At 67.8% G+C, this 21,505-nt stretch carries 20 protein-coding genes; 12 read left to right on the top strand and 8 right to left on the bottom strand.

All coding sequences use genetic code 11. The features are described from left to right. Nucleotide 1: 1 nt before the first annotated feature. Together M9980_RS03195 and serB are read right to left on the bottom strand one after the other, a co-directional pair. Nucleotides 2–418: a hypothetical protein gene (locus M9980_RS03195; protein ID WP_250753253.1), complete on the bottom strand. Its 417-nt coding sequence runs from the start codon at nucleotides 416–418 to the stop codon at nucleotides 2–4. Beyond that, complete coding sequence (gene serB, locus M9980_RS03190; RefSeq protein ID WP_250753251.1) at nucleotides 411–1,292, bottom strand: phosphoserine phosphatase SerB; 882 nt, start codon at nucleotides 1,290–1,292, stop codon at nucleotides 411–413. The genes M9980_RS03195 and serB overlap by 8 nt, the downstream gene beginning before the upstream one ends. Between serB and miaA the strand changes: the two genes are divergently transcribed. The 6 genes from miaA to M9980_RS03160 all read left to right on the top strand — a co-directional run bounded on the left by miaA (nucleotide 1,285) and on the right by M9980_RS03160 (nucleotide 7,753). Continuing rightward, a complete protein-coding gene (miaA, locus tag M9980_RS03185) occupies nucleotides 1,285–2,217 on the top strand; it encodes a tRNA (adenosine(37)-N6)-dimethylallyltransferase MiaA (protein WP_250753248.1) in 933 nt (310 codons plus the stop codon). The two genes, serB and miaA, sit on opposite strands and share 8 nt — an antisense overlap. Nucleotides 2,218–2,300: 83 nt before the next feature. Further along, nucleotides 2,301–4,049, top strand: coding sequence for an acetolactate synthase 3 large subunit (locus M9980_RS03180; protein WP_250753245.1), 1,749 nt, complete (start codon nucleotides 2,301–2,303; stop codon nucleotides 4,047–4,049). 141 nt (nucleotides 4,050–4,190) lie between these two features. Then, on the top strand, nucleotides 4,191–4,706 hold the full coding sequence (gene ilvN, locus M9980_RS03175) for an acetolactate synthase small subunit (RefSeq protein WP_250753242.1): 516 nt from the start codon (nucleotides 4,191–4,193) through the stop codon (nucleotides 4,704–4,706). 101 nt (nucleotides 4,707–4,807) lie between these two features. Continuing rightward, complete coding sequence (ilvC, locus tag M9980_RS03170; protein ID WP_250753239.1) at nucleotides 4,808–5,827, top strand: ketol-acid reductoisomerase; 1,020 nt, start codon at nucleotides 4,808–4,810, stop codon at nucleotides 5,825–5,827. Nucleotides 5,828–6,220: 393 nt separating this feature from the next. Continuing rightward, nucleotides 6,221–7,036: a hypothetical protein gene (locus M9980_RS03165; RefSeq protein WP_250753236.1), complete on the top strand. Its 816-nt coding sequence runs from the start codon at nucleotides 6,221–6,223 to the stop codon at nucleotides 7,034–7,036. Nucleotides 7,037–7,120: 84 nt separating this feature from the next. Continuing rightward, nucleotides 7,121–7,753: a YceI family protein gene (locus M9980_RS03160; protein WP_250753234.1), complete on the top strand. Its 633-nt coding sequence runs from the start codon at nucleotides 7,121–7,123 to the stop codon at nucleotides 7,751–7,753. A 3-nt stretch (nucleotides 7,754–7,756) separates the two neighbouring features. Here the strand turns inward: M9980_RS03160 and M9980_RS03155 are convergent, their stop codons facing one another. Further along, a complete protein-coding gene (locus tag M9980_RS03155; RefSeq protein WP_250753231.1) occupies nucleotides 7,757–8,149 on the bottom strand; it encodes a BLUF domain-containing protein in 393 nt (130 codons plus the stop codon). A gap of 321 nt (nucleotides 8,150–8,470) precedes the next feature. Between M9980_RS03155 and leuA the strand changes: the two genes are divergently transcribed. Continuing rightward, nucleotides 8,471–10,132 carry a 2-isopropylmalate synthase gene (gene leuA / locus M9980_RS03150; protein ID WP_250753228.1) on the top strand — a complete coding sequence of 554 codons (1,662 nt, stop codon included), beginning with the start codon at nucleotides 8,471–8,473 and terminating at the stop codon, nucleotides 10,130–10,132. A 14-nt stretch (nucleotides 10,133–10,146) separates the two neighbouring features. Here the strand turns inward: leuA and M9980_RS03145 are convergent, their stop codons facing one another. Beyond that, nucleotides 10,147–10,515 (bottom strand): hypothetical protein, encoded by a 369-nt coding sequence (locus tag M9980_RS03145; RefSeq protein WP_250753225.1) that lies wholly within the window; start codon nucleotides 10,513–10,515, stop codon nucleotides 10,147–10,149. 335 nt (nucleotides 10,516–10,850) lie between these two features. Next, nucleotides 10,851–11,474, bottom strand: a complete 624-nt coding sequence (gene folE / locus M9980_RS03140) for a GTP cyclohydrolase I FolE (RefSeq protein ID WP_250753222.1) — start codon at nucleotides 11,472–11,474, stop codon at nucleotides 10,851–10,853. 229 nt (nucleotides 11,475–11,703) lie between these two features. Between folE and M9980_RS03135 the strand changes: the two genes are divergently transcribed. The 5 genes from M9980_RS03135 to M9980_RS03115 all read left to right on the top strand — a co-directional run bounded on the left by M9980_RS03135 (nucleotide 11,704) and on the right by M9980_RS03115 (nucleotide 16,355). Next, nucleotides 11,704–14,352, top strand: a complete 2,649-nt coding sequence (locus tag M9980_RS03135; protein ID WP_250753221.1) for a TonB-dependent receptor — start codon at nucleotides 11,704–11,706, stop codon at nucleotides 14,350–14,352. Between the two features lie 152 nt (nucleotides 14,353–14,504). Beyond that, a complete protein-coding gene (locus M9980_RS03130) occupies nucleotides 14,505–14,711 on the top strand; it encodes a hypervirulence associated TUDOR domain-containing protein (RefSeq protein ID WP_250753220.1) in 207 nt (68 codons plus the stop codon). Between the two features lie 45 nt (nucleotides 14,712–14,756). Next, nucleotides 14,757–15,029, top strand: coding sequence for an SWIB/MDM2 domain-containing protein (locus M9980_RS03125; protein ID WP_250753219.1), 273 nt, complete (start codon nucleotides 14,757–14,759; stop codon nucleotides 15,027–15,029). Between the two features lie 217 nt (nucleotides 15,030–15,246). Then, a complete protein-coding gene (locus tag M9980_RS03120; RefSeq protein ID WP_250753218.1) occupies nucleotides 15,247–15,795 on the top strand; it encodes a hypothetical protein in 549 nt (182 codons plus the stop codon). A 23-nt stretch (nucleotides 15,796–15,818) separates the two neighbouring features. Beyond that, nucleotides 15,819–16,355: a DUF2846 domain-containing protein gene (locus M9980_RS03115; RefSeq protein ID WP_250753217.1), complete on the top strand. Its 537-nt coding sequence runs from the start codon at nucleotides 15,819–15,821 to the stop codon at nucleotides 16,353–16,355. 199 nt (nucleotides 16,356–16,554) lie between these two features. On the opposite strand, the gene M9980_RS03110 is transcribed toward M9980_RS03115, so the two are convergent. From M9980_RS03110 to M9980_RS03100, 3 genes are read right to left on the bottom strand one after another with little or no spacing between them, the layout of a single operon-like run. Then, on the bottom strand, nucleotides 16,555–17,880 hold the full coding sequence (locus M9980_RS03110; RefSeq protein ID WP_250753216.1) for an HlyD family type I secretion periplasmic adaptor subunit: 1,326 nt from the start codon (nucleotides 17,878–17,880) through the stop codon (nucleotides 16,555–16,557). A gap of 14 nt (nucleotides 17,881–17,894) precedes the next feature. Further along, complete coding sequence (locus M9980_RS03105) at nucleotides 17,895–19,640, bottom strand: type I secretion system permease/ATPase (RefSeq protein ID WP_250753215.1); 1,746 nt, start codon at nucleotides 19,638–19,640, stop codon at nucleotides 17,895–17,897. Further along, nucleotides 19,637–21,271, bottom strand: coding sequence for a TolC family protein (locus tag M9980_RS03100; RefSeq protein WP_250753213.1), 1,635 nt, complete (start codon nucleotides 21,269–21,271; stop codon nucleotides 19,637–19,639). The genes M9980_RS03105 and M9980_RS03100 overlap by 4 nt, the downstream gene beginning before the upstream one ends. Between the last annotated feature and the right edge of the window lie 234 nt (nucleotides 21,272–21,505).

Here is a 21,505-nt window from a genome sequence, read left to right as displayed (position 1 = left end):
CTTAGCGACAGGCGGCGATCGTCGCCGCCTCACGCGCCTCCAGCGTCCTGCCGGGACGGCCGAGCACCACGATGCCGGCGCCGCCGCCGCGCCGATCGACGATACCGATCAGCAGCGCGACCGGCTCGTTCAGCAGCACCCGATCGTAGCGGATATTGCGGGATGCGTCGCGCACGCCGCGCGACAGTGGCGTCAGCCGCAACCGTCCGGTCGGATTGCCAGCGAGGCAGTCGGCGAGCGCATCGGCGGTCTTTTGCGACACCAAGCGGCGCACCGGCTGCGTCGCGCGTGCAGCCACGCTTTCATACAGCCGGCGCTCCCGCTCAGACCCACTCTGCCGGGCGCCACCGAACAACAGCAGGTTGGCGGCAAGGATGGCGGCGAGCCCTCCGGCGATCGTCGCCCACCGCCTAGTCAACCACCCAGTCCTTGCGGGCGATGCCCTGCGCCCAGAGGAGCGCGTGGAGATCGCCGTGATCGATCCGCGCACCCGCCGCCGCCGCGACGATCGGCTTTGCGCGATAGGCGACGCCCAGCCCCGCCTGGCGGATCATCGCCAGGTCGTTGGCGCCGTCGCCGACCGCCAGCGTCGCCTCGCGCGCCAGTCCCCGCTCGGCCATCGCCTCGGCGAGCGCGGTCTGTTTGGTCGAAGAGTCGACGATCGGTTTCGCGACGGTGCCGTCGAGCCTGCCGTCCCTGACATTCAGCCGGTTCGCGATGACGCGGTCGAACCCGATCTCCGACGCGACCGGCTCGGCAAAGCGCGTGAAGCCGCCCGATACCAGCACCGCAAAGGCACCGCGCGCGGTCATCGTCCGCACCAGCGTGCGCGCGCCCGGCATCAGCCGCACACGCTCCGCGAGACATCGGTCGATCGCCGCCTCTTCCAGTCCTGCCAGCAACGCCACCCGGGCATCGAGCGCGGCGGCGAAATCGAGTTCGCCGCGCATCGCGCGCTCGGTGATCTCGGCGATCTTCTTCTTGATGCCGGCGTAATCGGCGAGTTCGTCGATGCACTCGACGGTAATCATCGTCGAATCCATGTCGGCGACGATCAGCGCCTTCGCGCGGCCCGCGATCGGCTGGACGACGACGTCGGTCTTCGCGAACGCACCCGCCAGCGCCTCACGAGCATCATCGGCGTGGAGGCCGAACACGATATCGGCGGCATCGCCTTCATCGATCCAGCCGCTTCCCGCCGGGGCGCAGCCCGCCGCGGCGAGCCGATCCATCGCGGCAGAAACATCGCCTGACGAAAGCCGCCCCAGTGCTATCAGCGTTGCAATGAACACACTCGACCTCCCGACGATCGCGCTCATCGCAGGGCCGACCGCGAGCGGCAAGTCCGCGCTGGCGCTCGCGCTCGCCGAGCGCAACGGCGGCGTGGTCATCAACGCCGACGCCAGCCAGGTGTACGCCGACCTGCGCGTGCTGAGCGCCCGCCCCTCGCCTGAGGAGGAGGCCCGCGCGCCGCACCGCCTGTTCGGGCATGTCGATGGCGCGGACACGACGTATTCCGCGGCCCGCTGGGCAGGCGAAGCGCGCGACGCGATCGCTGAGGCCCATGCGGCGGGCAAGCTGCCGATCCTGGTCGGCGGCACGGGTCTCTACATCCGCACGCTGATCGACGGGATCGCGCCCGTGCCCGAGATCGATCCCGCGATCCGGGCGGCGGTGCGCGCGGCGTCCGTGGCGGATAATCAGGCCGCGCTCGCCGCGCTCGACCCCGCCGCCGCCGCGCGGCTCCATCCCGCCGACACCACCCGGGTTGCCCGCGCGCTGGAGGTGATGCGGTCGACCGGGCGTCCGATCGCCGACTGGCAGGCCGACCGCGTCGGTGGCATCGGCGATGCTGTGCGGGTGGTGGCGAGCATCCTGCTGCCGGAGCGCGCATGGCTGCTCGCCCGGTGCGACGCGCGCCTGGCGCAGATGTTCGACGGCGGCGCGGTGGAGGAAGTCACGGCGCTGGTCGCCCGCACCGACGTCCCCCCGCTCGCCCCCGTCCGCCGCGCGATCGGGGTGCCCGACGTCGCCGCCTGGATCGCGGGGTCGGCGTCGCGGGAGGATGCGCTCGCCCACGCTCAGGCCGCCACCCGCCAGTACGCCAAGCGCCAGTCGACGTGGTTCCGCAACCAGCCTCCACCCGAATGGCAGCATCGGGATGCGACAGAAACGAGCGTTAACGTGGCGAAATTTGAAACAAGATTACGTTGTTGAAGGTTGACGAGTCATTTTGCTACCGTTAGCAGCGCCGATCAAGGTGTGATACTGCACCTGCGAACGGAAGAAGGGGCGATCCCGTGGCCGAGAAGAGCGGAGCCGACATCCTGGTCGAGGCGCTGGGCGATCTCGGCGTCGAGATCGTGTTCGGCTATCCCGGCGGCGCGGTGCTGCCGATCTATGACGCGCTGTTCCAGCAGACCAAGATCCGCCACATCCTGGTCCGCCACGAACAGGCTGCGACCCATGCCGCGGAGGGGTACGCCCGCTCGACCGGCAAGCCCGGCGTCGTGCTCGTCACTTCAGGCCCCGGCGCGACCAATGCGGTCACCGGCATCACCGACGCGCTGATGGATTCGATCCCGATGGTTGTCATCACCGGCCAGGTGCCCTCCACCCTGATCGGCACCGATGCCTTTCAGGAGGCCGATACCGTCGGCATCACGCGGCACTGCACCAAGCATAATTATCTGGTGAAGGATCCGGCCAAGCTGGGCGCGACGATCCATGAGGCGTTCCATATCGCCACGTCGGGCCGCCCCGGTCCGGTCGTCGTGGACATTCCGAAGGACGTGCAGGTCGCGACCGCGCGCTATGCGAAGCCGGGACCGATCCAGCACAAGACGTACCGCCCGCAGGTGAAGCCTGACATGGCCGCGATCGAGGCGGCGGTGGACATGCTCGCCGCTGCCGAGCGCCCGGTGCTGTACACCGGCGGAGGCATCATCAACGCCGGCCCCGCCGCGTCGCAGATGCTGCGCGAACTGGCGCGGATTTCGGGCGCCCCGGTCACCTCGACGCTGATGGGTCTCGGCGCCCTCCCCGCCTCCAGCCCGCAGTGGCTCGGGATGCTCGGGATGCACGGCACCTACGAGGCCAATTACGCGATGAACAAGGCCGATCTGGTCATCGCGATCGGCGCGCGCTTCGATGACCGCGTGACCGGGCGGCTGGATGCGTTCAGCCCCAACAGCCGCAAGGTCCATATCGATATCGACCGGTCGAGCGTGAACAAGACGGTGCGCATCGACCTGCCCATCATCGCCGACGCCGGCCACGCGCTGGAGGCGATGGTGAAGGTGTGGAAGGCGCGCCAGCACCCGAAGCCCGACACCGCCGAATGGTGGCGCCGGATCGAGGGGTGGCGCGCCGCCGACTGCCTCGCCTTCCCGGAGGACGGCAGCGACACGATCATGCCGCAGCGCGCGGTGAGGGCGCTGTACGCCGCGACCAAGGCGCGCGCGCCGATCGTGTCGACGGAGGTCGGCCAGCACCAGATGTGGGCCGCCCAGCATTTCGGATTCGAGGCGCCGAACAAATGGCTGACGTCCGGCGGTCTCGGCACGATGGGCTACGGCCTGCCCGCCGCGATCGGCGCGCAGCTCGGCAATCCCAATGCGCTGGTCATCGACATCGCCGGCGAAGCATCGATCCAGATGAACATCCAGGAAATGGCGACCGCGATCCAGTACCGCCTGCCGGTCAAGGTCTTCATCCTGAACAACGAGTACATGGGCATGGTCCGCCAGTGGCAGGAACTGACCTATCAATCGCGCTATTCGGAAAGCTATTCGGACAGCCTGCCCGATTTCGTGAAGCTGGCCGAGGCGTATGGCTGGAAGGGCATACGCATCGAGAAGCTGGGCGAGCTCGACGACGGCATCGCCGCGATGCTCGACCACGACGGCCCGGTGATGGTCGACTGCCGCGTGGCGAAACTCGCCAACTGCTTCCCGATGATCCCCAGCGGCGCGGCGCACACCGACATGATCCTCCAGGCCAACGAAGTCTCGGGCGAGATGGACGACGAAGCGAAGGCGCTGGTGTGATGGCGGTGTCTGGAAATCCTCCCCGGCACGGGGAGGTGTCGCGCAGCGACGGAGGGGGGGCGCCACGAGCGTGCCGCCTGCGGCCCGCCCCCACCGTCAGCCCTGCGGGCTGCCACCTTCCCGTGCCGGGGAGGATCTAGGATGCACATCAAGCAGGAAGCCGCCGAGCGGCATACGCTCGCCGTCATCGTCGACAACGAACCCGGCATCCTTGCGCGGATCGCGGGGCTGTTCACCGCGCGCGGCTATAATATCGAGAGCCTGACGGTCAGCGAGATCACGGCGGACCAGTCGGTCAGCCGGATCACGATCGTCACATCGGCATCGTCGGCAATGATCGACCAGATCCTGGCGCAGCTCGACCGGCTGGTGCCCGTCCACAAGGTCACCGACCTGACCACGCAGGGCCCGCACGTCGAGCGCGAGCTGGCGCTGGTGAAGGTCGCGGGGCATGGCGATCACCGTATCGAGGCGCTGCGCCTGGCCGACGTCTATCGCGCCCGCGTGGTCGATGCGACGACGTCCAGCTTCGTGTTCGAGGTGACGGGCGGTCGCGAGAAGATCGACACCTTCGTCACGCTGATGAAGGAAGTCGGACTGATCGAGGTCGCGCGCACCGGCATCGTCGCCATCGCACGGGGCAAGGACGCGGCGTAACTCCGATCCGTCACTCCAGCGAAGGCTGGTGTCTCGTGCCGCCAGCGCACGCCAAGTTTAGATAGATCCCAGCTTTCGCTGGGATGACGAAAGGTGAGAAAATGCGTGTCTATTACGATCGCGATGCCGACCTGAACCTGATCGCGGACAAGAAAGTCGCGATCCTCGGCTATGGGTCGCAGGGCCATGCCCACGCCCAGAATCTGCGCGATTCGGGCGTGAAGGAGGTCGCGGTCGCACTGCGCGAGGGATCGGCGACTGCGCAGAAGGCGGAGGCCGCGGGCTTCAAGGTCATGGCCAACCGCGACGCCGCCGCATGGGCCGACATCGTGATGATCCTCGCCCCCGACGAGCATCAGGCGGCGATCTATGCCGACGACCTGCACGCAAACCTGAAGCCCGGCGCGGCAATCGCGTTTGCCCACGGCCTAAACGTCCACTTCGGCCTGATCGAGCCGCGCGCCGACATCGATGTCATCATGATCGCGCCGAAAGGCCCCGGCCACACCGTGCGCAGCGAATATGTGAAGGGCGGCGGCGTGCCTTGCCTGGTCGCGGTGCATCAGGACGCGAGCGGCAACGCCCACGACATTGCTCTCGCCTATGCCAGCGGCGTCGGCGGCGGGCGCTCGGGCATCATCGAGACCAATTTTCGCGAGGAGTGCGAAACCGACCTGTTCGGCGAGCAGGCCGTTCTGTGCGGGGGTATCACCCACCTGATCCAGGCCGGGTTCGAGACACTGACGGAGGCGGGCTACGCGCCCGAGATGGCCTATTTCGAGTGCCTCCACGAGACGAAGCTCATCGTCGACCTGCTCTACGAAGGCGGCATCGCCAACATGCGCTATTCGATCAGCAACACCGCCGAATACGGCGACATCACCACCGGCCCGCGGATCATCACCGATGAAACCAAAGCCGAGATGAAGCGCGTGCTGAAGGACATCCAGTCGGGGCGCTTCGTGAAGAACTTCGTCCTCGACAACCGCGCCGGCCAGCCAGAGTTGAAAGCCGCGCGCAAGATGGCCGAGGCGCATCCGATCGAGAAGGTCGGCAGCGAGCTGCGCGCGATGATGCCGTGGATTGGGGCTAATAAGTTGGTCGACAAGGCCAAAAACTAACGCAGTTAGTTCGCACTTGTCGCCCAACCGGCCGGCCCGTCAGAGCCGGCCCATAGGGCACGGCTTTGCCGGGTCCGACGGGCTGGCGGGCCACGCAAGCAACACCTCCGCTCCCCGGCGGAGGCCGGGGCCCAGTTACGGGCCGTTGGTGATAGGGCGCCGACCATAGCGGAGCTCACCCCAAATGGACCCCGGCCTCCGCCGGGGAACGGCTCGGGTTGATCGTTCGTATCCTCCACACCGTGCTCCCGCGCAGGCGGGAGCCCAGAGCCGCGAGCGCAGCCCGCTGTAACCCTGGGCCCCCGCCTGCGCGGGGGCACGCTCGGTACTGACCGTCAGGACCGCCCACCCCCGTTGTCCCACCCCGCCCGATCCGCTAGGCGCGCGGACGTCATGCGTGCGACGTCGTACCGCCCTTCGTCGTATCGCGCGCGCCCGTCGCTGCGCAGCCGTGCGACCGCGACGTCGCTGTCGCTCGCGATCCTCGCTGCCATCATTCTCGCGCTGCTGTGGGTCAGCGCCGCGAAGCTGACCGAGCCGAAGGAAGGCAACGCACTCGCCACCTTCGACGTCGCGGCCGGGCAAAAGCAGGCCGCCGCGAACCGCGCTGCCGCTCCGCAGCCAAAGACCCGCACGACCCCGCCCCGCCCGGACGCGCAGCAACCAACCCCGACGCCGCCCATTGTCGTTCCGCCCTTCCCCGACATGATCCGCCTGTCGCGCCGCGACTTCGCCGCGAGCGACATCGGCAAGATGCCGAAATCGGCGGCGGGCGCCGGCAACGACACCGACGTCGCCGCCACGGGCAGCGGGGCGAGCTCGGCGGGCATCCCCGGCGCCGCGCCGGGCGGCGAGACGCTCTACCCGGCGGAATGGTACCGCGAACCGACCCGCGCCGAGATGGCGACGTACATGCCGCGCACCGGCGGCACCGGCTGGGGCATGATCGTATGCCGCACCATCGCCCGCTATCACGTAGAGGATTGCCGCGAACTGGGCGAAAGTCCTGGCTCGGGCCTCGCGCGCGCGATGCGCCAGGCCTCTTTTCAATTCCTCGTCCGCCCGCCGACCGTCAACGGGAAGCCGCAGACCGGCACCTGGGTGCGCATCCGCTTCGACGTGATCGTGAAGCAGGGGGAAGCGCCGCCGCCCGAGGGCGTCCGCCGTCCGCGCGCGGGGGTCGGCGCGACGGGTCCAGTGCTGAACTGAAACGGTTCATTTCCGTACGGGCGGCTTTCGTCGCCGCGTCACCTGTGGTTGATTGCCGCCACAACAATTGTCCGGAGCCGATCGATGCGCCTTGCCTATGCCGCCCTACTCGCCCTCGCCTCCACCACCGCCGTCGCGCAGCAGGCGCCGATGGCCGCGCCGGGATCGAAGAACCCCGCGGCGGTCACCGGCGGCACCTACACCGCCGATCCCGGCCATACTCTCGTCACCTGGACGCTCGATCACCTGGGCTTCTCGCCCTATACCGGCATCTTCGGTGAGGTTTCGGGCACGCTGACGCTCGACCCGAAGAATCCGAACGCGGCCAAGGTCGACGTGACGATCCCGGTGTCGAAGGTCGTGACCGCCAGCGCCGGGCTGACCGCGCATCTGACCCGCGCGGGCAAGGACGGCGGCAAGCCCGATTTCTTCGGCGCCAACGCCGCCGATGCGCGCTTCGTCTCGACGTCGGTGGTGGCGAAGGGTCAGACGGCCAAGATCACCGGCAACCTGACGCTGAACGGCGTCACCCGCCCGGTGACGCTCGACGCCAGCTTCTACGGCGCGGGCAAAGCGCCGGCGATGATGGGCGGCAAGGAAAACGTCGGCTTCCGCGCGTCGACGACGATCATGCGCAGCCAGTTCGGCCTGGGCTTCGGCGTGCCGATGGTCGGCGATGCGGTGAAGCTCGACATCGCCGCCGCGTTTCAGAAATAGGGTTCAGGCGGCGCGGCGGACTTCGGCGAAGCCGTTGAACGTCGCCTGCACGTTCGGCGATGCGCGCGCGACCAGTTCGGCGACCCGAGCGACGAAGGCTGCGCCGTCATCGCCGGGCGCGCGGTGCGCCATCGCCCAGTCGCCGAATTCGCGCGCGTCGATCTCGCGGTCGGACAGGATCACGACCGAGCGATGGCGTGCGTCGCGGGCGATCCGCGCATACGCCGCGTCGATCGCGCGCGGTTCGCCCTCCAGCGCCTGCAGGAAGCGCTTGCCGTCCGAGTACAGCAGACCTGACAGACCGTCGCGGCGGTTGTTCACCCGCGAGGTCGCGAGAATGTCGGCAATGTCTATCCGCTCGGCAGTCGCGGTGCTGACGTAAATGAACTGGCGCATGATGATTCTCGAACAGTATTTCGGGCAGGTCGGAGATGCCGTCGCCCGCGTTAAATTACTGATAAGGCTGCGTTGATCCAGGTTGCCATCGTTGCACTGCTATGGCTTCGGCAAAATTGCCGCGTATCTGGACAGCGCCTACGGCATCACGCTACCATCAACGCATGATCCGGGCGCTCCGCCTCTCGCTGCTTCGACTTACGCGCCCTTAGGCGCGACCCTCGCCGTGCGCCCCGCTTGCGGCGCCTGCGACCCGCCTAAGGGCCCATCGACCCGAACGACGACCGGCCCGGCGAGGCCGACCCAGTGAGAGCGATCCCCATGCTGCGCAACCCCGCGACCAAGTACCGTCCCTTCCCGCCGATCAACCTGCCCGACCGGCGCTGGCCCTCGCAGACGATCACCCGCGCGCCGCGCTGGCTGTCGACCGACATGCGCGACGGCAACCAGGCGCTGATCGACCCGATGGGGCCGGAGAAGAAACAACGCTTCTTCGACCTGCTGGTGCGCATCGGGATCAAGGAGATCGAGGTCGGTTTCCCCAGCGCCGGCGCAACCGAATTCGACTTCATATCCGGCCTGGTGCGCGGCGGCGGCATCCCCGACGACGTGACCGTGCAGGTGCTCACCCAGTCGCGCCGCGACCTGATCGAGACGAGCTTTGCGAGCCTGAAGGGTGCGAAGACCGCGATCGTCCACCTCTACAACGCGGTCAGCCCGGCGTGGCGGCGGATCGTCTTCGGCATGACCCGCGACGAAGTCCGTGCAATCGCGATCGAGGGCGCAAAGGTGCTGCGCGACCAGGCCGCCGTCTATCCCGACACCGACTGGCGGTTCGAATATTCGCCCGAGACTTTCTCCACGGCAGAACTCGATTTCAGCCTGGAGGTCTGCGAAAGCGTGATGGAGGTGCTCCGCCCGACGCCCGAGCGCCCGATCATCTTCAACCTGCCCGCCACCGTCGAATGCGCGACGCCCAACGTCTATGCCGACCAGGTCGAATGGTTCGGGCGCAATATCCGGAATCGCGAGAGCGTGGTCATCTCGCTCCACACCCACAACGACCGCGGCACCGGGGTCGCGGCGACCGAACTGGGGCTCATGGCCGGGGCCGACCGCGTCGAGGGGTGCCTGTTCGGCAACGGCGAGCGTACCGGCAATGTCGACCTGGTGACAGTCGCGCTCAACATGTACACGCAAGGTGTTGATCCGGGATTGGATTTCTCCAACGTCGACAGCATCATCAAGACCGTCGAATATTGTAACAACCTTCCCGTCCACCCCCGCCATCCCTATGCCGGCGACCTTGTGTTCACGGCATTCTCCGGCTCGCATCAGGATGCGATCAAGAAGGGCTTCGCGGCGCAGGCGGCGCGTAACGACCAGGTCTGGGACGTGCCCTACCTGCCGATCGACCCCAAGGATCTGGGTCGCGATTACGAAGCGGTGATCCGCGTGAACTCGCAATCGGGCAAAGGCGGCGTCGCCTGGGTGATCGAGCAGGACAAGGGGCTGAAGCTGCCCAAGCGCCTGCAGGCCGATTTCAGCCGCCACGTCCAGGCGCTGGCCGACGCCACCAGCCGCGAGCTGGACGCCGCCGATATCTGGGAACGGTTCGAAACCACCTACCTCGCCCATGCCGACGACCGGTTCCGACTGGTCGATTACGAGGAGACCGGGACCGCTGGCGACCGCATCTTCGTGGGCCGGGTGGCGGTGGACGGTGCCGAGCGATCGATCTCCGGTCGCGGCAACGGTCTGATCTCGGGCGTCGTCGCGGCGCTGGCCGGCACCACCGGCCCGACGCTGGATATCGTCGACTATAATGAACACGCCATCGGCCACGGCGCCGATGCGCAGGCGGTCGCCTATGTCGAGTGCCGTATGGCGGATGGGCGCACCGTGTTCGGGGTCGGCATCGATTCCGACATCGCGACGGCTTCGGTGCGCGCAGTGCTCAGCGCGGCAAACCGGGCTGGATGACCAGGCGGCGGTTTCTATCGCTGTGGATGGGAGGGGTCGTCAGGGTCGGCGCCCGAGGTACCAAGGCCCATCCCGACGCCACCCATGCCGCCGCCCATCCCGGCCCCGCCGACTCCGCCGCCGGTCTTTCCACCGGTACGCGTGTCGTCGCGGCCCGTCTCGCCCTTGCCCCGACCGCCGGTCCCCGCAGGACGCGTCGGGCCCTGCGCCGGAATGGTGACGCCATTGGGGATCGGCGCGAGCGCCAAGGCAGACCGGATAAAGTCGCGCAGCGACGCGACGAGCGCGCCGGTGTGGACCGGGCGGCCTGCGACCAGTTCCTGCGCGGCATGCGCCGCCAGCCGGACGTGCTCGTCGGTGCCGAGCAGGATGATATCGGACAATGCGGTTTCGACCGCGTCCGAATACGCCGGGATCGATCGGACGAGCCGGCGCCGATTGGCTCCGCCGCCTCCGCTTCGGACACTGATCGACGCTGGTCGCGCAGATGGCTGGGATCGACCGCAAGATTGCCGGTAAACGATCCGCCGAGCGTCTTGTAGGCGGCGATCAAGGTGCGAAGCCGCTCGTTGATCTGCCGGTTTTCGCGCTCGCGGCGCTGCTGGATGGTGTACATCGCGAGCAGGCGCACGCCGACGCCGATCAGCGTGATGAGCGACAGCCCGAGGATCGTCGAGACGATCGCCTGCCACGAACTGAAATCGAGGCTGCGCAAGGGTCAGCCCAGCCCCATCAGCGCCAGCACTTCCTTGCGGCTGCGTTCGTCGTGGCGGAAGACGCCCATCATGCGGCTGGTGACCATGCCGACGCCGGGCGTCCGCACGCCGCGCGCGGTCATGCAGGCGTGCGTCGCCTCGATCACCACGGCGACGCCGCGCGGCTGCAGCCCTTCCCAGATGCAGTCGGCGACCTCCGCGGTCAGACGCTCCTGCACCTGCAGGCGACGCGCATAGGCGTGGAGCACGCGCGCCAGTTTCGAGATGCCGACGACGTGGTCCTTCGGCAGATAGGCGATGTGCGCGCGGCCGATGATCGGTGCCATGTGATGTTCGCAGTGCGACTGGAAGGGGATGTCCTTCAGCAGCACGATCTCGTCATAGCCGCCGACTTCCTCGAACACGCGGGAGAGGTGTGCCTTGGGATCCTCGCCATAACCCTGGCAATATTCCTTCCACGCCCGCGCGACGCGCTTCGGCGTATCGAGCAGCCCCTCGCGCGCGGGATCGTCGCCGGCCCAGCGAATCAGCGTGGCGACCGCGGCGGCAACGTCGTCGGGGACGGGAATCTTGGGCGCCGGCGCGATCAGGTCGCCGTCCTCGGGGTCATGTCCAGCGTGGGTCATCGTCGTTTCTTCCCAAATCCTTGCGGCCTGCCGTTACGGCAAGCGCACTTTCACGGACACGCGTTGCAGCCAGCAACTGTCTCATCCCGGCAACTTCGTCTGAAAACCGCGGAAATCCGCGGATCGGTACGTTGACGGACGCGATTCGCGAGCGTTAGTCTGCCCGACCGAGGTTTTCCACTGCGCGATCCGACAAGAGACCGGACACGCACGCAAGGGAGGGGATGACATGACCAAGAAATTCCAGCTGCTCGCCGCGTCCGCCGTGGCGATGATCGCCGCCCTGCCCGCCGCCGCGCAGACCGCGCCCGCGGCGCCGTCGCCGACCGCTCCTGCCGCCGCCACGACGCAGGACGAATATGAATCGGCCAACGACATCATCGTCACCGCCACCCGCCGCAACGAAACCGTGCAGGACGTGCCGATCGCCATTACCGCGATCGGGGCCGAGCAGTTGCAGAATGCCAAGGTCACCGACGTCCGCGGGATCGAGCAGCTGGCGCCGTCGCTCCAGTCGTCGACCGGCCAGTCGTCCGCCACCGGCACCACCATCTATCTCCGCGGTATCACCACCGGCGGCGACAATCCGGGCTTCGAACCGGCGGTCGGCGTGTTCATCGACGGCGTGTTCCGCGCGCGCGCGGGCGTCGCTGTGTCGGAACTCCCCGAACTGGAGCGCGTCGAGGTGCTGCGCGGGCCGCAGGGCACGCTGTTCGGTCGCAACACGTCGGCTGGCGCGCTGTCGATCTTCACCGCGCAGCCCAAGTTCGACTTCGGTGGCTATGCGGAGGCGACCTACGGCAACTACAACGCTTATGAATTCAAGGGCGCGGTGACCGGGCCGGTCAGCGACAAGCTCGCCCTGCGCGTCGATGGCGCATACCGGAAGCGCGACGGCTATATCAAGGATGCCAACGCCGACCGCGAATTCAACAACATCGACCGCTTCCTGGTCCGCGGACAGGCGCTGTACGACACCTCGACGTTCAGCTTCCGCCTGATCGGCGACTATTACGAGACCGACGAGCAGTGCTGCGGCGCGGTGTCCGCCGTGCGCGGCAGTCTGGCGCCGGTCATCCAGGGGATCGCCGCGGCGCAGGGTCGCGTCGGCCTCTACACCGGTCCCGCGTCGGATCGCATCCAGGCCGCATCGCCCAACCGCGATTACGGCGAGCGCATCCGCGACTACGGCGTCTCGGGCGAGCTCAACTTCGATATCGGCGAGAGCAAGCTGACGTCGATCACCGCCTATCGCAACTGGCGCGCGCTCAGGAACCAGGACATCGACTTCTCGGGCATCGATCGCGCCTATCGCAACGGCTACAAGACCGAATTGCGCGACTTCACCCAGGAAGTGCGGCTGCAGGGATCGGCGTTCGCGGGCAAGCTCGACTGGCTGGTCGGCGGCTTCTACTTGAACGAGACGAACAAGCTGCGCGACACCGTGCGGCTGGGGAACGACGCCAACCTGTACGTCGACAACGTGTTCGCCGCGGCGCTGCGTCCGACGTTCGGCGCCAACCTGCAGTTCTTCGGATCGCTTCCCTCCACCCCGCTGGTCGGGCAGGCGCTGCTCGGCACGCCGACCGCGGCCTTCCCGGCGGCGCTCCAGCCGTTGGTGACGCTGTTCAAGGCGCAGGCCGGGGTCGCGCCGGTGACCGGTATCGCGGTCATCCCGGGACTTGCGGCACTGGCGACCAGCCCCCTGCCCGGCGGCGCTGCGGGCCAGGGCAACAACGACGACAATTTCCAGGTGAAGACCGACGCCTTCGCGGTCTTCACGCACAATATCATCAACTTCACCGACAAGCTCTCGCTGACGCTCGGCCTGCGCTACAATCACGAGACCAAGAACCTCTCCGCCAGCATCAACAACAACACCGGCAGCTGCGGGTTCTTCAATCAGGTTCGCGCCGGCAATGCGGCGGCGGTCGCCTACGCCAACGTGCTGCGCAACCTTGGCATCTTCAACAATCTGTTCCTGCTCGGCTGCAACCCGGCGGTGAACACCGAATTCAACGGCAACTACACCGACAAGCGGACCGAGGACGAATTCACCGGGAGCGCCAAGATCGCCTACAAGGTGACGCCCGACATCCTGACCTATGCCAGCTACGACCGCGGCTTCAAATCGGGCGGCTACAACCTTGACCAGGCGACGTTCGACTCGGTGCTGCTCGGCGGCAACGGACCGCAGGGCTCGGACCTCGCGTTCCGCGGCGAGACGGTCGACGCCTATGAGCTGGGCGTGAAGACCAGCATCTCGCGCGAATTCACGCTGAACGTCGCGGGCTTCTACCAGAAGTTCAAGAACCTCCAGTCGCTGGTGTTCAGCGGCAACAACTTCGTCGTCCAGAACGTGCCGGAGACGGTCAGCAAGGGTGTCGAGGTCGAAGCGACGCTGCGCCCGATCCGCGACCTGACGTTCCAGATGGGCTACAGCTACATCGACGCCAAATATTCGAGCAGCAACAACTTCACCGGCACCCCGCTCGCCGGACAGGAGGGCCGCCAGCTGCAGAACCAGCCCGAGAATACTATCACGATCTCAAGCACCTACACGCCGCGCCTGACCGGCGACTGGAACGCGCTGTTTCACGTCGACATGCGCTACAACAGCGAGGTCAACATCCCGTCGGCGGGCGCCAACCCGATCACGGGCCGCGCGCCGCTGTCGAACGAGGGCTATCCGCTGATTTCCGCGCGGGTCGGCATCCAGTCCGAGGATCGGCGCCGCAGCCTAGAGTTCTTCGTTGAGAACCTGACCAACCAATATTACCACATCACCGGTTTCGGCGTGCCCGAGCAGACCGGCAACTACGCGGCCTATCCCGGCCTGCCGCGCTTCTACGGCATTACCGGGCGGTTCGGCTTCTGATCGAGGCGTAGCGGCATGGTCCCTGCGGGGATTCATGCCGCTACGGCGATCGTTAGCGCGCTCTCGACACGGTCGATCCTTTCGGCCATGCAACCAACAGCGCGGCACGGCGATTGTTCTCTTCCGAGTCTCTCAGGAAGTGGACAGTCTCCATGTCGAAGCAGTTGAAGAAGGGTGACGAGGTATCGTGGAGTTCCCACGGCGGCACCGCGCACGGCAAGGTCGAGAAAAAGGTGACGTCGAGCACCCGGATCAAGGGCCACACCGTTCGCGCTACCCCGGACGATCCGCAATACGTCGTCAGGAGCGACAACGGCGGCAAGGCAGCGCACAAGCCGTCCGCGCTCCGGAAATCATGACCGCTGACGGCATCCAGCCGGGCAGCGAATAGACAGGAGAAGATCATGGCAGAAGCGAAGACAGCGGGCGCAGCTCGCGGCGGCATCTCGAAGCCGGTGACCCCGTCCCCGGAGCTCGCCGCCGTCGTCGGCAACGGCCCTCTGCCCCGCAGCGAGATCGTCAAGAAGATGTGGGATCACATCAAGGCGAACAACCTGCAGAACCCCGAGAACAAGCGCGAGATCCTGGCCGACGACAAGCTGAAGAAGGTCTTCGGCAAGGACAAGGTCACGATGTTCGAGATGAACAAGCACATCAGCGGCCACGTGAAGGGCTGATCCAGCCTCACGCACGTTGACGTAACGAACGGCCCGGCCGCGGAACCCTCCGCCGCCGGGCCGTTTTGCATTTCCGCCCGGTTCCAGGCGCAGCAGCCAAGAGTTTCCGAAGAACGCATCGAGGCGCCACCGCGACGCTTGCAAAGCCCGTGCGGCGCCCATAGTGTCGCTTCAGGGGATCCGGGGGGCTGTTTCCTTGAAATTTCACGCTTTCGTCATGGGCACCGCACTCGCGTGCAGCCTGAATGCCGCCACCGCGCTTGCGCAGGAGGCGCCGGCGACTGCGGTAGCCCCGGCGTGCGACCGGTGCACGCTGATCCCGGCGCTGACGCCGGTCACGCTTGAAGTCCTGGCGCCGCTCGGCAGCAAGACCAGCAAGAGCGGCGACACTTTCCCGATCCGGCTGGCCGAGGCGATCGTGATCGACGGCGCGGAAGCCGTGCCCGCCGGCACCACCGGTATGGGCGAGGTCGTTCATGCGAAGGCCAGCGGTGGCAGCGGTGCTGCGGGCGAGCTGGTGCTGGCGGCACGCTATCTGGAGGTCGGGGACAAGCGCCTGCGCCTGCGCAGCATGCACCTCTCGCCCAACGGAAAATCCAAGATCGACACGGTCAATACGTTGAGCGTCGCGACCGCCGCGGTCGCGCCGGCGCTCAGCGTCATCGGCTTCCTGATCCGCGGCGCGCAGACGACCGTTCCGCAGGGCACGATCGTCGAGGCGAAGACAGCCGAAGCCTTCACGCTCGCCGCCGCGCCGGCTCGATAATCCATAACAAGAAGGGGAGAAGTATGTCGTTCCACAAATATGCGCTGGCCGCCGTCGCGATGACGGTGTCTGCACCCGCGGTGGCCGCCGTCGCCGCGGACAAGGAAACCGCGGCGCCGATCGCGATCCCGGCGCCCCCGACGGGCAAGGGCCAGATCGTCTTCTATCGCCCCGGCGGCATGGGCTTCGCACTCGGCTGTTCGGTGAACGAGAAGGGCCAGAAGGTCAGCTCGCTCGGCGCGGGCAAGTATTTCATCATGGTGGCAGAGCCCGGCCGGCACGAATTCACCGTCAAGAGCGAGGCCAAGGACGTGCTGGCGCTCGAGGTCGAGGCCGACGAGACCCAGTACGCGACCTGCAAGATCAAGATGGGCATCATGGTCGGCCGTCCCGACATCCGCCCCTCGACCGAAGCCGACTTCCGCAAGTCGACGAAGCTGAAGATGGTCGATGCCGAGGACATGGGCCCCGGCGAAGGCGCGCTGCGTCCGGAGCAGGTGACCGCCGCGCTCGGCACGCCGGCCGCGACCGTCACCGCGACGGCCGGCACGCCGCAGTAAATCGAATACCGGCGGGGGCGGCGTCGTCCGCTCCCGCCCATTGCGCGCTGTCCGCGCACCTTGGGCCCGCCGACGTCGCGTAGTCCCCACCCCGTTCCAGATAATTTCGCGCGCGCAGGCCTGACGGCAGCGGCGCGATGCCCGACGCCGACCGGCGCGGTCAGCGCCTGACGACGCCTCCTGCCATCGCCCCCGCGCGCTATTCGCGCAGGGCGCGCTCCGACAGGCGGCTGATCGGGGTGAAGAGATAGCTCAGCACCGACCGCTTGTCGCCCAGCAGGTTGACGTCGACCGTCATCCCCGGCCCGATCGGCAGCGTCCGCCCGTCATGCCCCTTCAGCGACGCGGCGTTCGCGCGCACGCGCACCGTATAGTGGCTCTCGCCGGTCCGCTCGTCGAGGGTCGCGTCGGGGGAGATGGTGACGACCTCCCCATCCATCCCGCCGTACACAGCGGAATCATAGGCCGAGATGTTCAGCCGCGCGTGCTGCCCGATGCGGACGTTGGCGATGTCCTTCGGGTTCACCAGCGCCTCGACTTGGAGCAGATCCTCGCTCGGCACCAGTTCGACGATCGGCTGGCCGGCGCCGACGATGCCGCCGACCGTCGCCACCGCGACGCGGTTGATGCGTCCGCTGAGCGGCGCGACGATCGTCGTGCGCCGTGCACGGTCGGCTAGCGCCGGCAGGGCCGAGGTGCGCGCCGCATATTCGGCCTGCGCGGTCGCCAGCTCGGTCGCGGCCTGGGCGCGCCAGTCCTGCCGCTGCTGGTTGCGCGCGGCTGTCGCCTCGGCGACGCTCGCCTGCGCCCGCGCGATCGTCGCGGCGGCGGCGGCGGAGTCGCTCTGCGCGATCGTCAGATTGTTTTCCAGCTGCACAAGCGACAACCGCGGCTCGATCCCGCGATCGACCAGCGGGCGGACCATGTCGACTTGCTGCTGATAGGCTCGCGCTGCGGACGTGCGCGACTGGTACGCGGCCTGCGCCTCGGCCACCGCGCGCTGCGCCTGCTGGATGCGCGCGGCGCCGGCATTGCTGGCGCTTGCCAGGTCGGCCATGCGCGACAGGTGCAGTGCACGCTCGATCGCGATCTGCTCGCCCAGCTGCACGCTGCCGCCGGTCGTGGGATACACCGGCTCGCGCCCGCGGATCTCTGCATCCAGCCGCGCGATCTTCGCCGCCAGCGACGCCGCCTGCACCTCCCCGGTGCCGAGCTCGGCGCCCGACGCGGTGCGGTCGAGGACGACCAGCGTGTCGCCCTTCTTCACCTGGTCGCCCTGTTTCACCAGGATGCGGCTGACGATACCGCCTTCCAGGTTCGAGATCACCTGCATCCGCGATCCCGGCACGACGCGGCCAGCGGCGTGGACGGTGCGGTCGAGCCGGGTGAAGCTCGCCCACGCCAGCGCGACGACGAAGAAGCCGCCGATCGCCCATAGCAGCATGGTGGAGGCGGTCCGCGGCTGGATGCGGGTCGCCATGTCCTCGATATGATGATGCGGCGCTGGGATCGTGTCGGTGGTCATGGTCGGTCTGCTTTTCAGGCTGCGCGGGGGCGCTGGAGGGCGGCGAGCACCTGGTCGCGCGGGCCGTCGTGCGCGACGCGGCCCCCCTCGATGATGATGATGCGGTCGACCAGGCGGAGCAGCGCGTTGCGGTGCGACACCAACAGCATCGTCCGCCCGGCCAGCTCCTCCTGCAACCGGTCGATCAGCGCGGTTTCGGTCTGCGCGTCCATCGCGCTCGTCGGTTCGTCGAACAGCAGGATCGACGGATTGCCGACCAGCGCGCGGGCGATGGTGATCGACTGGCGCTGTCCGCCCGACAATCCCTCGCCCCGATCGGCCAGCTTCAGGTCGTAGCCGTTGGCGATCTGCCCCATGAAGCCGTGGCTTCCCGACAGTTCGGAAACCCGCAGCATCTCCTCGTCACCGTGGCCGGCGCGGTCGAGCAGGATGTTCTCGCGCACCGATCCGGACAGCAATACCGGATCCTGGATCGCCACGCCCATCTGGCTGCGCAGGGCGACCGGATCGAACTGGCGGATGTCGGTGCCGTCGATCATCACGAGCCCGTCCTGCGGCTCGTAGAGGCCGAGCAGCAGGCGCAGCAGCGTCGACTTGCCCGACCCGACGCGGCCAAGCAGCGCGACCTTCTCGCCCGGACGGATCGCGAAGCTGACGCCGTTCAGCGTGCGCTCGGCAGCGCCCGGATATTTGAACTCGACGCCGCGGAATTCGACCGCGCCCTGCAACCGCGCGGGGTGAAGCGCACCGCTCGTCGGCCCTTCGGGCGCGGTCTGCATCATCGTATCGATCTGCTTGTACGCAGTGCGTGTCGCCGACAGGCGGGTCAGCAGCTGCGCGATCGTGCCGAGCGGCTGGACCGCGCGCCCCGCCAGGATCGAACAGGCAATCAGCCCGCCGGTCGTCAGGTCGTGCGACGCGATCAGGAAGACGCCGACGATGACGACGCCGACATAGGCGATCGAATTGCCCGACGAAGCGATCGTCACCGCGATCGTCGACACCAGGCGCCCGCGCAGCGAGCTGTCGGCATGGTCGTCGATCGCGCGCAGCCAGCGGCGGCGGAGCAGCGGCGCGGCGTTGGCGGACTTCACCATTTCCAGGCTGCCGATCGATTCGAACAGCACCGACTGTTTCTGCTGCCCCTCGCGCATCGAACGCGCCGAGAGGCGATCCATCGCAGGCTGGGTGAAATACCCCGCGCCGACGATCAGCGGCACGACCAGCAGCGGCACCATCACCAGCCAGCCGCCGATCACCGCGATGAAGATCAGCGTGATGACGATGAACGGCACGTCGACCAGCGCGGTCATCGATGCGCTGGCGAAGAAGTCGCGCAGCGTCTCCAGCTCGCGCATCATGCCGGCGAGCGCGCCGGTCGAGCTCTTCTTCGTGTCGAGGCGGATGCGCATCAGCCGGTCGAACACGTTGCCGCCGATCTCGCGGTCGATGTCGGCGCCGGCGATATCGACGAAATAGGCACGCAGGATCCGCAGCACGAAATCGAACACCAGCACGATGCCGACGCCGATCGATAGCGCCGTCAGCGAAGAAAACGCCATGTTCGGGACGACGCGGTCGTACACCGTCATGGTGAACAGCGACACGACGAGGCCGAACAGGTTGATCATCGCCGCCGCGACCGCGACCTTCAGATAGACCGATTTGTTGCGTAGCATCGGCTCGGCGAGCCAGGCGGCAAAGCGCGGCGGGCGGACGCCGGGATGACCATCGTGGCCGTGGGTCTCGGGAAAGCTCATCGACGGTCCAGTCCAGCAGGTGCGATGCCGAAAGCATCGAGCAGTTTGCCGCGCCGCGCCAGCAGTGTGTAGCGCGCGATATCGAGTTCGGTGACCGATTCGACATAGCGGGCGGCGACGTTGAAATAATTGGCCTCGGCGCCCAGCAGATCGAACAGCGTGCCGCGCGACACCCGGAACCGCTCGGCCAGCACATCGCGCGACTGGCGGGTCGCCAGGTAATTGTCGCGGATGGCGGCTTCGGCCTCCTCCAGCGCGGCGACGTCGGCCCACGCGATCGCTGCATCGCGCACCGCGTCCTGCCGGATGCGCTCGTACGTCGCCTCCGCGCCGCGCGCACGCGCCGCCGCCTGGTCGATCCGCTGGTCGATGCCGCCGCCGACGCGCTGCGTCAGGGTGACGGTGCCGCGGATGTCATAGTCGCGATCGTTCTCGATCAGGCCGTAGCGCCCGGCGTCCACCCCCAGGCTGACGCCGGGATAGGCCGTGCTCTTCGCCGCCTTGGCATCGTAGCGCGCGGCTTCCGCCGCCGATCGTGCCGAGCGCACGCCGGGCGACGCCTCGGCATCGGCTTCGGCACGCTCGCGGCTGACGTTCACGACCGCGGCCGGCGCGCGACCGAAGCCGTCGGGGGCGGGCGCGCCGGTCAACGCCTGGTACTGCGCCTCGGCAGTCGCCAGCTGGCGGCGGTACTGGGCGAGTTGGGCCGACGCCGCGGCGATGTAGCTTTCGACCTGGGCGACGTCGCCCTGGGCAGCATAGCCCTGCTTCACGCGCTGCTCGATCGCACCGCGCAGCGCCGTCTGCCCCTCGACGAAGCCCTGGCTCAGCGACACCAACGCGCGATAGGCGAACAGCTGGTACCAGGTGGCGATGCCCCGCATCGCAACCTGCTGCGCGGTGTCGTCGATCGCCGCGATCGACGCCTCGACCCGGCGATTGCCCGCACCGATCCTATTCTTCGACAGGCCGAAATCGACCAGCGGCTGCTGGATCCTGAGCAGCGCGTCGGTCCGCTTGCGCGGGCGCGAGCGTTCGAGGACGTTCTGCGGATCGTTTGAGAAATCGCGGTCGATCACGCGGAAATGGCTGAGCGAGAGGTCAGCGACCGGATATTGCGTCGCGCGCGCCTCGTTGCGCGCGGCCACCGTCTCGTCGCGGCGGGCGTCGGCCTCTCCCGCCGCAGGATTGCGCGCGACGACCGCGCGGATCGCCGCCGAAAACGTCTGCGGATCGGCGGTGGCGATCGCCAGGCGCAGGATCGGGTCAGTCTTTGCATCGATCGCCAGCGGATTGTCGCTGGGCGAGGGCAGCCCGCCTTGCGCACGCGGTGGCAGCGGCTGGTCGGCGATCACCGGCCCCGCCTGCCCGCGCAGCGGCTGGAGCGTGATTGCCGGCCCCGCCTGAACCGGCGCAACCGGCGACGCGCTGGGCGCCGGAGCGGCAGTCGTCGTAGCGGGTGGCGTAGGCGACGGGGCGGGCGCGATCGGACGCGGGGTCGCCCCCTGCTGCGGATCGACGATCAGCGAATTGGGCGGACTGGCCACCTGCGCCATCGCGGTGCCCCCGAGCAGGGTGGCGGCGAACGGAACGACGGTGAACGGCGCAAGGCGTCGGCAACGCGAAAACAAGACGGCAACGCTCCTGCAAGACCGTCGTCGCGCGTGGATGGAACCCGCTCCCAGCCACCGCACTTCGGATGCCGCGTCCGCTGGAAAGCCCCCCGGCCCCAACTTGGCTGACGGGCAATAATCCAGTGCTTGCAGGGTGTAAAGCGATCACGGCAATCGCTTGCGTCGCGCCGCCCGCGCGCCTAGAGACGCCCCCCATCGCCCAGTGCGCGCGGGTTAATCGCGCGCGAGCGG

The sequence above is a fragment of the Sphingomonas donggukensis genome (assembly GCF_023674425.1).
GTDB lineage: Bacteria > Pseudomonadota > Alphaproteobacteria > Sphingomonadales > Sphingomonadaceae > Sphingomonas > Sphingomonas donggukensis.
The sequence above is the reverse complement of the archived record's forward strand: the minus strand, read 5'-3'. Positions and strand labels throughout refer to the sequence as shown.

Excerpts from the sequence above, each read along its gene's own strand:
- ilvC (WP_250753239.1), top strand. The coding sequence starts at position 4,808 with ATGCGTGTCTATTACGATCGCGATGCCGACCTGAACCTGATCGCGGAC.
- M9980_RS03130 (WP_250753220.1), top strand. The coding sequence starts at position 14,505 with ATGTCGAAGCAGTTGAAGAAGGGTGACGAGGTATCGTGGAGTTCCCAC.
- leuA (WP_250753228.1), top strand. The coding sequence starts at position 8,471 with ATGCTGCGCAACCCCGCGACCAAGTACCGTCCCTTCCCGCCGATCAAC.
- M9980_RS03115 (WP_250753217.1), top strand. The coding sequence starts at position 15,819 with ATGTCGTTCCACAAATATGCGCTGGCCGCCGTCGCGATGACGGTGTCT.
- miaA (WP_250753248.1), top strand. The coding sequence starts at position 1,285 with ATGAACACACTCGACCTCCCGACGATCGCGCTCATCGCAGGGCCGACC.
- M9980_RS03120 (WP_250753218.1), top strand. The coding sequence starts at position 15,247 with ATGGGCACCGCACTCGCGTGCAGCCTGAATGCCGCCACCGCGCTTGCG.
- M9980_RS03155 (WP_250753231.1), bottom strand. The coding sequence starts at position 8,149 with ATGCGCCAGTTCATTTACGTCAGCACCGCGACTGCCGAGCGGATAGAC.
- M9980_RS03160 (WP_250753234.1), top strand. The coding sequence starts at position 7,121 with ATGCGCCTTGCCTATGCCGCCCTACTCGCCCTCGCCTCCACCACCGCC.
- M9980_RS03110 (WP_250753216.1), bottom strand. The coding sequence starts at position 17,880 with ATGACCACCGACACGATCCCAGCGCCGCATCATCATATCGAGGACATG.
- M9980_RS03135 (WP_250753221.1), top strand. The coding sequence starts at position 11,704 with ATGACCAAGAAATTCCAGCTGCTCGCCGCGTCCGCCGTGGCGATGATC.
- M9980_RS03125 (WP_250753219.1), top strand. The coding sequence starts at position 14,757 with ATGGCAGAAGCGAAGACAGCGGGCGCAGCTCGCGGCGGCATCTCGAAG.
- ilvN (WP_250753242.1), top strand. The coding sequence starts at position 4,191 with ATGCACATCAAGCAGGAAGCCGCCGAGCGGCATACGCTCGCCGTCATC.
- folE (WP_250753222.1), bottom strand. The coding sequence starts at position 11,474 with ATGACCCACGCTGGACATGACCCCGAGGACGGCGACCTGATCGCGCCG.
- M9980_RS03165 (WP_250753236.1), top strand. The coding sequence starts at position 6,221 with ATGCGTGCGACGTCGTACCGCCCTTCGTCGTATCGCGCGCGCCCGTCG.
- M9980_RS03105 (WP_250753215.1), bottom strand. The coding sequence starts at position 19,640 with ATGAGCTTTCCCGAGACCCACGGCCACGATGGTCATCCCGGCGTCCGC.